A 12,193-nucleotide genomic window follows, 5' to 3' on the forward strand; every position below is an offset into this window, starting at 1 on the left:
CGTTTGTAAAGCATGGCAAATCCATCCCCATCAAAGTACAAACATTTATAACGGTCTTTGCTCGTTCCAGAAAATAAGAAGATGGAATCGCTATAGGGGTCTAGTTCAAAAGTATCTTGAATGTGTGTAGCGAGACCAAATGCCTTTTCGCATATCGGTCTTGCCACAAATAATATAGATGTTTTGCGCGCTCGTAAAATCATGCTTCATTGATTGCTCAGCTCCTTCATGATCGTTTGGATGATGCACTCATCTACGCCATTGAAGAAGGAAATTTCAGCCCCAGCTGTTTTAATGACACATCTTGGCTCAGAGGGAAATTGCGATGAATTGATAAAAGAAGACTTATCAGTGATGGGATCTAGTGTCACAGGGACAATTGTTAGTTTTGTAGTGGACATAAAAAAAGTGCCTCCTTTAATTGATACATCTATCGTACCGGAGGTGCCTGGTTGTTTATATGCGTTATTTGAATACGGGCTTACGATAAAATTAAAAAGTTGGATGACATTTTGTTACCCCTTGTTTTGCAGAAGGGCAATAAACATTGCCATAATAGCCTTTTCAACAACATAAAAAGTCGCCCTACGTTATAGGACGACTTCTTTTTTTATTTTACTGTATTGATCACTTGTACATAGTCTTTGCTAACGAAAGCTTTTCCTGTATACAGTTTATCAGAAAGGACCTCATACCAGCCGTTTGTCGCAGAGCTTGTGATGATCACAGGCATGCCACTTCGTGCATATGTGAATAGTGGGCTAAAGCTAGTAGCTGCGCCTGTACGAACGTTTAAGCCGGTTGTTGTTGTTATACCGATTGTGTATGGATTTTTGGCATCCTTAAAGCCTAATGCTTTTTCAGCACGGTAATAGTGTCCTGCAATTTTTGCACCCCAGTATGGATCAGAAGCGTATTTCACGTTAAAGCCAAGAGCTTTTGAACCTACTACTGCACCGTTAGCAAAGTTTTTACCAGTTGAGCCCCCTGGAGTAATGTAGTTTGGCTGTAGGAATTTTTCAACAAGCTCATTGATATTGTCAACTACACTATCAAACTTTTTGTTTTTTGGGTTCGTATCAGTCACGTACAAACCAAATAAGTTGTTTAAGTCTTGTGCCTGATTACTCATACCATAAGCACTTTCATGCTGAGCAAGTGCCAAAACAAGCATTGCGTTAATTTGAGATTTTTCTTCCACATCTTTCAATGTTTTCCCTAAACCTATTAACTTACTTTTCTTTGTAGCATCTTTATAACTGCTAACTCCTGTACTCTCAACCTCTGCTAGCTTATTCATTATATAAGCATCTAGTTCTTGTGCCGTATATTGTGTTTGGGCACGGGCAGGTAAAAATTGATAATAGTTATAGGCCTCACCTTTAGAGGAGCCGTTGCCGTTTGTGAAATAAATACCGTCCCAGCTATAGTATTTTTCGCCTTGCTTCATAAATGATGGCGCTTTTCCGAAAACATAGCTAGAAGAATACTTATTTGTGTTGTAATCGTAAAGTGTATGTTTAATTTCACCATTTACATTTTCGTAGTAAGAACGACCTTTGCTCATTGAAAATGGGATTAATGTAACATCAGCGTGTTTTAAGTAGCCGACTTGACCAGCTAATCGAACTTTTACTTGTGTTGCATCACTGCTGAGGTATTCCATTTCTGTATTTGCCGCAACACCAAGCGAGTCATTAATTGTTTCAGATTTTAGTGCTACATAATTATTTGTAACAACGTAGCCTGAAGACATTTTCACAATTTTATCACTTTGGACAATAACCTGTGTATTTTTTGTCACAGCTTTTTCAGCAGCTTCAAAGGTAGAGAATCCTTGATTACCAACTAATGTGCCGTTTGAAATTTCCTTAACAGCATATTTAGAAGATCCAGTATTTGTATCGCCACCGTTAGTATTACCACCGTTAGTATTGCCGCCGTTAGTATTACCACCGTTTGTATCGCCACCGTTTGAATTACCACCGTTTGAATTACCACCGTTTGGTTCAGCAGCGTCTGGATCACCAGCAAGTTGCATTAGACGTACAATAAACGAAGATGCTTGTCCAATAGTTGCATTTTTTTCTGGCATAAAGTAACCATTTGCGCCTTTAATAATTTCTAGTTGTGCACCTATAGCTACTGCTTGACGGTAGTCTTTTAATATAGCTGCATTATCCTTAAAGGTAATAGAAGAAGTACCTTTAGGAATGTTTAAATAATTGATAGCTCTCTCAATCATAACCGCCATATGCTGTCTTGAAATTGCGGCATTAGGCTTAAATGAACCATCTCCGTAACCTGTAATAATACCAGCTGAAGCAGCAAGCTTAATATCCTTTGCATGTACATATGTATCCGGGACATCTTTAAAGACTATGTCGCTTGTCGCTTCAAGATTCATGGCTTTAGTTAAATAAGAAGCAAATTCTCCGCGTGTCACATTGGCATCTGGACGATAACTTCCTTTTGCATCTTTTACTAATGCATTTTTGGAAATTAAATAACGAAGACCCTTTTCATGTGAATGCCCTGTTAGTTCGTCAGCAGATGCCAGTTGGGGTTGCCAAAGAAGCATGCCGATTACTGTCATGAGCAAAGCAATGATTGATAGTTTTTTCATATTTTACCCTCCTAGATTTCTACACCATTTTACCAAAATTATAGAGTAACGATAAGGGTCAAATGTTAGAAATATCATAAAATGAGACTATATAAATAGTTTTCATGACAATTCATATAAAACTGGAAAATAGCATAAATGTTCCATGGATATTTTGACATATTTTTGATAGTGTTGTAGAAGTAAAACATGTGAAGGGAGAGTTGAAGGCTCCATTTTACTCAGGAGCGCAAAAAAAATGAAAAAAATAGCGAAAAATTTACTAGTTTTAGTTGTATTATTGTCAATGGTTGTTAGTCCGTTAAATGCCTATGCAGCCCAAACGGTCAAAAAGGATTATAAATTATCACATGGTGTGCAGTATAAACAATATACATACAGCAGTACCAATACAAATTCTATTAATCATCTTGCTATTAATGTAGACGAAACGACGGAAGTACAATTAGGTATGCCTGCGAATGTCAATGGCAGAGAATCGACAGTAGCAAATGCTAATCGTAATTCACGTGAAGGGAATCGTGTAGTTGGTGCTATTAATGCAAGTTTCTTCGATATGTCTGCAGGTTACCCATTATTTTTATTAAGTAAAGATAATGTTATTTTAAATGGTGGTGCTGTTTCAAACGGCTCCGATGAATATATGAATGTCCCTACGGCTTTTGGGGTTGCAGCAGATGGCAGTGGTGTCATTGACTATTTTGATTTTAATGTAACCCTTTCTCACAAAGGTAAAGACTATGAAATGACAGGTATGAATCGTGCACGTAATATATATGAAGCGATTGTTTACACACCACAATTTTATAGTAAAACAACAAATACAAATGAATATGGTTTTGAAATCGTAGTAGATACTGGAGCTCCGATTACTGAAAACAAATTCGGTCAAACATTAACAGGGAAAGTTACACAAATTACACCTTATGGATCAAAAGAAAAAATATCCATCCCGTCAACTGGCTTTGTCGTATCTTTACAAGGTGGGGATTGGCACAGTAAGCTAAGCCAAATTGCAGTTGGAGATGAGCTGAGTGTTAACTTCGCTATTGATAAGCTTTGGCAGGATGCGAAATTTATTATGGCAAGTGGTCCGTATTTAGTAAAAGATAATAAACCTTACATTATGATGGGCACATCTAGTGATCGTGCAAAAGCGGTTACTGCACGTACTATTGTAGCGACAAGTAATAATGGAAAAACAGTACACCTTATTACGGTTGATGGAAAACAGAAACATAGTGCAGGGATGAATATGGTTCAACTTGCGAACTATTTAGTGTCACTTGGTGTTGATCGAGCAATTAACTTAGATGGTGGCGGCTCAACAACGATGGGTATTCGAAATCCCGGTAATAATAATGTCATATTAGCGAACCTACCTTTAAATGCAGGCAATGCGCAACGTCTTGTGTCCGCAACATTACAAGCTGTAAGTACGGCACCAACTGGCAAAGGTACACAAATTAAATATACGAATAGTACAAGCTATGCAACTCTTTTAGCAGGTGCTTCGTCTAGTATAGCAGTACAATATATTTTAGATGATAACTATAATGCGCTACCATTAGACGGTCATGTATCGCTAACATCTGAGAATAATACTTTAAAAGTTAACGGCTTGAACTATACTTCAACGACAGCTGGCAATGATCGCATTTTCATCAACCACGATGGCTCACCTGTTGAATCATTCCAAGTAAAAGTAGTAGATGCTCCAGCAGTATTGGACATTGCACCAAAGTCAAAAACAGTAGGAGCAGGCGAAACTGTTAAATTTACTGTAGATGCAAAGGATGACGGTGGCAAACCTCTAGTTTACAATGCATCACAGGTGAAATGGTCTGTAGATGGTAATATCGGTACGATTACTAGTGATGGTAAGTTTACAGCTAAAAATCCAGGTGCTACTGGTAAAGTAGTAGCGATTTTAGGAACAAAGCGTGTAGAGGCTACTGTAACTGTAGCAAAGGCTGCGTTGTTTAAAGATATTCCAAGTAATTATGTGTACTATAAAGAAATTGAGTATTTAACAAAAAATAATATTATTACAGGCCATCCAGATGGCACATTTAGACCAAATGACAAACTTACACGTGCACATGCAGCAGTTATTATTAGCCGCGCACTTGATTTAAAAACATCAAACGTCAAAAATCCAGGCTTTAAGGATGTTCCAGCGAATCACGATTATTATAAACAAATCGCAGCTGTAGTTGAGTCTGGTATTATGAGTGGTAAAGGCAATAATGTCTTTGATCCAAATGGTACTTTAACTCGTGCACAAATGGCGAAGGTTGTAGCATTAGCTTATAATCTAAAAGGAACAAGCAGCACAAACTTTAAAGATGTATCGAAGAATCATTGGGCATACACATATGTTCAACAGTTAGCTGCAAACAAAATTACAACTGGTTATGGTGATAACACCTTTAAGCCAGATGAAGCGATTAGTCGCGCTCATTTCGGATTATTCCTTTATAGAGCAATTAATCAATAATAGTCGTCCTTAAAGAATGGCTTAGCATTTAAAAAATAGCAAACTAGTAATGTTACCTAGTTTGCTATTTTTCTCTTTAAATAAAAAGGTTATAGATTGGGCAGTTAGGCTTGTATACCTTGCAAATCGATAGTTAATTGATATTTATTTATAACCATATAAGTTGATTAGCGTCCCCAGGAAAGCGCCAAGCCGCAACGGAAATCAACCTTACGTTACGTTGATGAGCAAACATATCACAAAATTAGTAGCGACTTTTGAAGCTCATCTTATTTTTACTAGTTTTAAAAGAACGGAAATGTGCAATTGTGGTATAATCTCAGTATTAAAAAGTAAAAGGATGTTTTTTAATGAAAATAGGCATTGTGGGGAATTACGGCAATGATAATAATGGTGATGAATCAATATTATACGGCATTCTTCAACAAGTAAAACAAACATTTTCGGTAACTAGTGATGACATTACCGTTTTTAGTAATAACACACAACAAACATCCGAACGTTATGGGGTACATAGCTATCCATTGTATTACAGGAAGAGTAATTTATTTAAAACGTTTATCCATACTTATAAAAACAATAAACAATATGTATCAACATTTGACCTCCTCATCATTGGTGGTGGTGGTATTCTTATGGATTTTTATAAACGTGAGGCTCACCTGTATGGAGCGTATGCAATGATGGCAAAACAAAGTAATGTTCCCTACATTATTTACGGATGTGGCGCCGGACCACTTGATACGATTTCCGGGAAAATTAGTATTCGCGCAATGTGTCGTTATGCAGCAAATATCTCTGTACGTGATCCTCAGTCTAAAAAGCTTTTGCAAAGTATTGGGGTGAAAAAGCCAATAGATATTATTGGTGATCCAGCATTTACATTAAAAGGTGATCGTCAACATTACGCCGAAAAACCAATTAAAATAGGTGTATCAGCGGTTCCGTACTATAATGCAAACTATTGGCCAGAGGGCAATGTTGAAAAATATGATGCGTACATTACAGGCATGGCGAAAAATTTAGATCATGTAATTTCTGAACATAATGTCGAAATTACATTCTTTGCCACAAAATTCCCGCAGGACGTCACTGTGACGAAGGATATTCAGAAAAAAATGCAACAACATGCACATACAAAAATTATTGATGAAAATTTGGTGCCTGAGCGATTACTTGATGTAACTGAAGAACAGGATATTATTATCGGTACACGTCTGCACTCGCTTATTTTGGCAACAAATTCAGAAACTCCGATTATTGCGATATCCTATCATACAAAAGTACAGGATTTTATGTCCTTTGTGGGCGCATCAGATCGTTGCTTACAAATGCAGGATGTAGAGGATGATGTGAAGGCTCTATCCACATTAGTTGGCAAACTAAGTAGCAATTGGGATCAGTCGATTGCGGAGACGAAACAAATTGCTACCCATATTCATAAAGAGGCCATGCGTGGTCAGGAATTAATGAAAAAGGCAGTGACACGTCTATGAAAAAAATACTCGTCATTAGTAATATGTATCCAACATCTGATCATTTATCATTCGGTATTTTTGTGAAAAATCAAGTCACTGCACTTGAAAAAGCAGGACTAGACGTAGATATATCTGTTAATACTAATCCGTCAACAGGTAAGAAAAACACCATTATGAAATATACAAAATGGGGTTTATCGACATTGATGAAAGGCTTAAAAAACAGAAAGTCTATTGATGTCACACATGCACATTATGTGTTTCCATCTGGTATGCTGTCGCTCCTATTAAAGAAAATGTTTGGTATACCATTTATCGTTACAGCTCATGGTGGCGATATTGAGCGCATGGCGAAGAAGAACACAAGAATTCGCAATTGGACAGCGAGTATTTTACGTGAAAGTGAACATGTTATCGCAGTAGGTCCTGTCTTAGCTCAACAAATTGAACAAGATTTTGGGATTGAAAAAGGTAAAATCTCTGTTGTTAGTATGGGTGTGAATCGTGAGGTTTTTACAAAAGGAAATCAAGTAGCAGTGTGCAATGAACTACAATTAGCTACTGAGCCATTCAAATTTTTATTTGTAGGAAATGTTATAAAACAAAAAGGCGTTGAAGAGCTGTTACAGGCTTTCCAAATGCTAAAAACAAAAGTATCTCGGCCTTTAGAGTTAAATATTGTAGGTTCTAGAAGAGACCAGGCATTTTTCCAATCTTTGCAACCATTAATCAGTGAAGACGTCAAATTTATAGATCCACTAAAACAACAAGAACTAGTAAAGTGGTTCCAAGCAAGTGATGTCTTTGTATTACCATCCCATTTAGAAGGTTTTGGATTAGTGGCATTAGAGGCATTAGCGACAGATACACCTGTTATTGCTTCAAATGTAGGCGGACTTGTATCTTTGCTTGGAGAGGGCGCAGGGCATTTAGTGGAGCCCGAAAATGCGATGGTTTTATCTGAGGAGATGCTGCGTGCCGTGAACACGCCAAAAGAACAATATATGAATCGTGAAGCGGTCGATGAAGTATTATCCATTCACGATGAAAAAAATATAACAGCTCGCTGTATAGAGATTTATAAGTCGGCCATTGAAGGTGGGGATGGCCTATGAATAAGTTTATAAAAATAGTTGGGGCAGTTGCGATTATTAATGTCGTGGCCCGTGTATTCGGATTTTTACGTGAAATGATTATCGGATACCAATATGGTAGTAGCCATATTGCTGATAGTATTTTCACAGCTTACACAATTCCAAATTTTTTATATCTAGTCGTAGGTGGTGCATTTACTACTGCTGTTATCTCAATTTATAATCGGGAAACAACGGATCGTGCGCTATTTGTTAAACAGTCCTTCACAATTGTCTTGTTAACGGTTTCAATAATGACAATTCTAATGTTAGCGTTCACTAACCCAATTATGGAGATGTTTAACCAAAGTAAAGATAAAAAAACGTTTAGTCAAAGTGAGCTAGATTTAGCTAAAAATCTATATTATTGGATGATGCCTTCGTCAATTTTACTTGTATTGTCCTCATGGTATAGTGGATTGCTAAACGCAAATCAAAAATTCCATTTGTCTAGCTTTGCCATTTTAATTTATAATGCAATCTTTTTAGTGATTGCTGTAGGTTTATCTAAAATTCCAAGCATCGACGCAATGGGATATGGTATTAGTGCATTAGTCAGTGCGGTAATAATGGTATATTTCCTAATTATTGGATATCGCAAGTTGGATTCACATAAGGTTGGTTTTTCATTTGAACGAAATATTGCATCAAAGCAATTGTGGATAATGACTTTACCGATTATGCTCGGTGGCGCTACCATTCAAATTTATGCATTATTACAGCGTGTTTTTGCAGGAATGTTATCTGAAGGGGCAGTAGCTGCTGTAAACTATGCATCAAGGCTTATGCAATTCCCGCAAGCAATTTTAATTACAGCAGTAACGACAGTTATCTTTCCAATTTTGAGTCAAAAAGAAGCAGAGAATGACCTTACTTCCATTAAAAGCCTATACACAAAAGGGTTACATTATCTATTGTTGTTACTTTATCCTGTAACAGTCTACTCATATTTTTACGCAGAGAATCTTGTGCAGGTTGTTTACCAACGTGGTAATTTTGATGCAGCTTCAACTGCAATTACTACACCAGTACTGGCAATCTTCTGTTTATCGATGTATTTTTTAGCTGCAAACGGGTATATAACGCGCTTTTACTATGCAAAGGGTGACTCTATGGCACCTGTTATCTTCAGCTTAATAAATGTATTTGTTATTAACATTGCCGTTATTATGTTACTTGTCGATAAGTGTGGAGCAGAAGCAATTGCATGGGGTACATTAGTGAGTTCAGTAACAAACTTTATTATGCTGATTATTTATGCAGCCTATAAATATGACTTGAAAATGGGGATCTTTAGCAAAGAACTTCAATTTTTCAGATCAGTTCCACCAATGATTATAATCACGATTGTTTTGTATTTTTCAAGCAAGTTTTTAGTATTTGACAACATATGGATAACTTTCATTGTAGGCATTGTTATTTTTAGTGCAGTTGTTGTTGGCTCATACTTATTATTTGGCGTGAAGGAAGTAAAAGAATTTAGTGATAAATTAAAACGGAAATATTTAAAACAATAAGGAAAAGTGGGTATCTTATAAACTGGATACCCACTTTTTTATTTTTCAGGCATGTTGATTAGGAAATATGTGCTTATTGTTGTTTGATAAAGGGATTTTTCGTTTTTACTAAGGTGCACCCATTTGATTCCACTACGACTATGGAAATAAAACTTCATTGGACACTATAAGATCTATCTGCAAAAAAGTTGTTATATTTATAATATTTTATAGTGAAAAAATAGGAGCTGTATTATAATTAGTTTTATTAAAAGCGGAATTTTTTATGAAGATATGGATAAATTGGCATTATTCAGTGATGCCTAAAGGACTATGTCTACTGCAAATTAGATAAGGGGGAAGTATGGCGAGAGGTAGGAAGGTTAATTCAAATGGTGAACGAAGTAAACAATTATTGCTTGAAAAGGCTTTAGAGATATTTTCTGAAAAAGGTTATCATGGTACAAAGGTTAGTGACATTGTAAAAGCCGCTAATGTAACACAGCCAACTTTTTATTTATATTTTGAAAGTAAGGATTCTCTCTACACCGATCTGAATAAACGATTTCAGCATGGGTTTGATGAAATTATGAGTAAACAATCAGAAGAAGTTGAAGAGGGATTAGAAGGCTTTGTTAGAGAGCTAAAGCAAAAAGTACATATGTTATTCGTTTATATAACTGATAATCCTAAATTAACAAAAATCGGATTATTCGAATCTGAGCAGTCACTTGTAATTAAATCTCGACTTACACAGCAATTTACTCACCTTATACATCGTTATGATTGTACCCACATATTACAATCATATTGTGCAGACATAAACATAGTTGTAGATAGTTTTGTAGGGTCCTTTGAGCGTTTAATATTAACTAATTTACTTGAACAAAAAAAACAGCCATGCGAGTTGGCGAGCGATTTGGTTCATTTATACTTTGTAAGAGAAGCAAATTATAAATAGCTCATAACCAAAACGTGTGGTTGATTTCCGTTCCGACTGGGCGCTTTGCCGCTGGCGCTTCGCTTTCGCACAGATAAAACATTTGCCGCTGTCGCTTCGCTGCAGGGTCTCGGGCCAACAGATGTCTTTTGCGCGAAAGCGTAGTGCTAACGAAGCGTCAGCAAAAGGGTTTCATTCTGTGCGAAAACGTAGTGCAACGAAGTGACAGCAACAGCACCGATGTTGGTCACGAAGGCGTTATCACAGGATGTGATGGTTTTAGCCTTCGTTCCTCTATTGCTAATCCCCAAGGAGTCGCCCAGTCTCCACTCCAATCAACTTAGATAAATGGCATACGTTAAAAAATGTCATCCACAATTTTTGGTAATGAGCCTTATAAATTTGAAAAAAAGATGCTGGGGAAAACTGGTCAAAATCTAAAAAAGCGCGAGAAATCAATTTTAAAAACGTTGATTTCTTGCGCTTTTCTCATGTGAAATTTTAAAATTATGCTTCAAAAACTTACTAATGTCCCATCCTCTTTGTTATTTCTTAACTGTAATATGAAGATAAACGCCTTTTTGAAGCTTATTGCCTGTTTCTTTTTGAATAGATGGATGAACGAGTAGCATATACTCTTGCCCACTGTTTAACGGTTTTGATGGGGTAACAAGTAATGAACTACCATCAACTTTTGTAGTAATCGGTACTTCGTTACCGCCTAAAGCGACAAGTTGTACACTACCTTCAGCAATTTGCGAAGAGAGAGCTTGTGAGAATTTTACAGTAAATGTTTTAGAAGTTGGTACATTTTTTAAGCTTGCAAGCTCTTTATAATTTGTATATTGTGCTTTAATTGCATCATAATGTGCCTGGAAAATAGGAGCAGTCTTTGTTTGGACGTTCGGTTTTACCCCAACCTCATTAATCGTTTTCCCTAATGGACCTGTAAAATTACCAATCGTAAGCTTTAAATAGCTACCATCCTGCAGTTCAAAAAAGCCTTGCATACAGCCTTTTCCATACGTAGTTTCTCCGTATAAAATAGCAGATTGCTGATCTTGTAATGTTGCTGATAACATTTCAGAGGCGCTAGCGCTATAACGGTTTACTAGAATACGTGTATCAGCTGGGAATTTTTCGTTTTGTTTGACTGCACGTATTTTATAAGAGGCATGTGCTTCTTCCAGTAAGTAGGCAATTTTTGCATTCGGGAAAAGCCCTGCAATCTCCTCAGCTGTTGATACATAGCCGCCACCATTGTTTTGTAAATCAAGTATAAAAGAGGTTGCACCACGCTGTTTTAATTGAATAAGCGCATCCTTGACAAGCTTTGCACCATCTTCTGAGAAGGATGACATAGCAATATAGCCAACATCCCCAAATAGTAACGCAGATTCCACATTCGGTAATGTGAATTTTTTTCGTGTAATGGTTGTAGTTGAAGTTTTACCATCTGCATGCTGGAGTTTCACTTCAATTTTAGTATTTTCATCACCAGTTAATAAGGACGAGACTTCTTGGGTAGAGCTTCCTACTACGGATTGTCCGTTAATGGCGATAATAATGTCTCCAGCAACTACACCGGCATTAGATGCACCGCTATCCTCAAACACTTGTAAAATATGAATGCCATCTTCATGTTCTTCGATGATTACACCAATCCCAATAGTTGATAGATCGATGCTATTGATAAATTCTTCAAATTCCTTCTTCGTAAAATATGTAGAATAAGGGTCTAGCATATCAATGATTTCAGGAATTGTTTTAGCTTTTTGCAAATTTCCATGGATGGTTCCAACATAGTTTTCCTCAATAATTGCCTTGATTTCCTTTACAAGCTGTTGTTCATTGCTTGCAGCAGAAGCGTTTGTAAATGGTATGATGAAAAAGCATAGAACGAATACAAAAGACCACAATACTTTTTTCATAGGACACCTCTTTTCTAATTACCTTCATTATACATGAATTTCCATATAACCGTGAATAGGAAAAGGAGGGGATTACCTACAAAAAAAAG

General features: G+C 36.6%; 9 protein-coding genes. 5 read left to right on the forward strand and 4 right to left on the reverse strand.

Annotation, left to right across the window (positions count from 1 at the left end):
* The 3 genes from tnpB to ACIQ7T_RS18645 all read right to left on the reverse strand — a co-directional run.
* Nucleotides 1-203: IS66 family insertion sequence element accessory protein TnpB (gene tnpB / locus ACIQ7T_RS18635; protein ID WP_402872385.1), on the reverse strand; the 203-nt coding region annotated here is incomplete at its 3' end.
* Nucleotides 204-206: 3 nt separating this feature from the next.
* The gene (locus tag ACIQ7T_RS18640; protein WP_402872388.1) at nucleotides 207-401 is read right to left on the reverse strand and encodes a hypothetical protein; all 195 of its coding nucleotides are present in this window, start codon (nucleotides 399-401) and stop codon (nucleotides 207-209) included.
* A 209-nt stretch (nucleotides 402-610) separates the two neighbouring features.
* Entirely contained in the window at nucleotides 611-2,626 is a 2,016-nt protein-coding gene (locus ACIQ7T_RS18645; RefSeq protein ID WP_402872390.1) for an S-layer homology domain-containing protein, read from the reverse strand.
* 238 nt (nucleotides 2,627-2,864) lie between these two features.
* Here ACIQ7T_RS18645 and ACIQ7T_RS18650 point away from each other — a divergent pair, with 238 nt between their 5' ends.
* The 5 genes from ACIQ7T_RS18650 (at nucleotide 2,865) to ACIQ7T_RS18670 (ending at nucleotide 10,194) form a co-directional block, all read left to right on the forward strand.
* Nucleotides 2,865-5,126, forward strand: a complete 2,262-nt coding sequence (locus ACIQ7T_RS18650) for an S-layer homology domain-containing protein (RefSeq protein WP_370078388.1) — start codon at nucleotides 2,865-2,867, stop codon at nucleotides 5,124-5,126.
* Between the two features lie 350 nt (nucleotides 5,127-5,476).
* Nucleotides 5,477-6,622, forward strand: coding sequence for a polysaccharide pyruvyl transferase family protein (locus tag ACIQ7T_RS18655; RefSeq protein WP_370078386.1), 1,146 nt, complete (start codon nucleotides 5,477-5,479; stop codon nucleotides 6,620-6,622).
* Nucleotides 6,619-7,719 carry a glycosyltransferase gene (locus ACIQ7T_RS18660; RefSeq protein ID WP_370078384.1) on the forward strand — a complete coding sequence of 367 codons (1,101 nt, stop codon included), beginning with the start codon at nucleotides 6,619-6,621 and terminating at the stop codon, nucleotides 7,717-7,719. The genes ACIQ7T_RS18655 and ACIQ7T_RS18660 overlap by 4 nt, the downstream gene beginning before the upstream one ends.
* Complete coding sequence (gene murJ, locus ACIQ7T_RS18665; RefSeq protein WP_402872393.1) at nucleotides 7,716-9,254, forward strand: murein biosynthesis integral membrane protein MurJ; 1,539 nt, start codon at nucleotides 7,716-7,718, stop codon at nucleotides 9,252-9,254. Before ACIQ7T_RS18660 ends, murJ begins: the two co-directional genes overlap by 4 nt.
* A 343-nt stretch (nucleotides 9,255-9,597) precedes the next feature.
* Entirely contained in the window at nucleotides 9,598-10,194 is a 597-nt protein-coding gene (locus ACIQ7T_RS18670) for a TetR/AcrR family transcriptional regulator (RefSeq protein WP_370078381.1), read from the forward strand.
* A 524-nt stretch (nucleotides 10,195-10,718) separates the two neighbouring features.
* On the opposite strand, the gene ACIQ7T_RS18675 is transcribed toward ACIQ7T_RS18670, so the two are convergent.
* Nucleotides 10,719-12,104, reverse strand: coding sequence for a S41 family peptidase (locus ACIQ7T_RS18675; protein ID WP_370078379.1), 1,386 nt, complete (start codon nucleotides 12,102-12,104; stop codon nucleotides 10,719-10,721).
* Between the last annotated feature and the right edge of the window lie 89 nt (nucleotides 12,105-12,193).

The organism is Lysinibacillus sp. NPDC096212, from assembly GCF_044763105.1.
GTDB lineage: Bacteria > Bacillota > Bacilli > Bacillales_A > Planococcaceae > Lysinibacillus.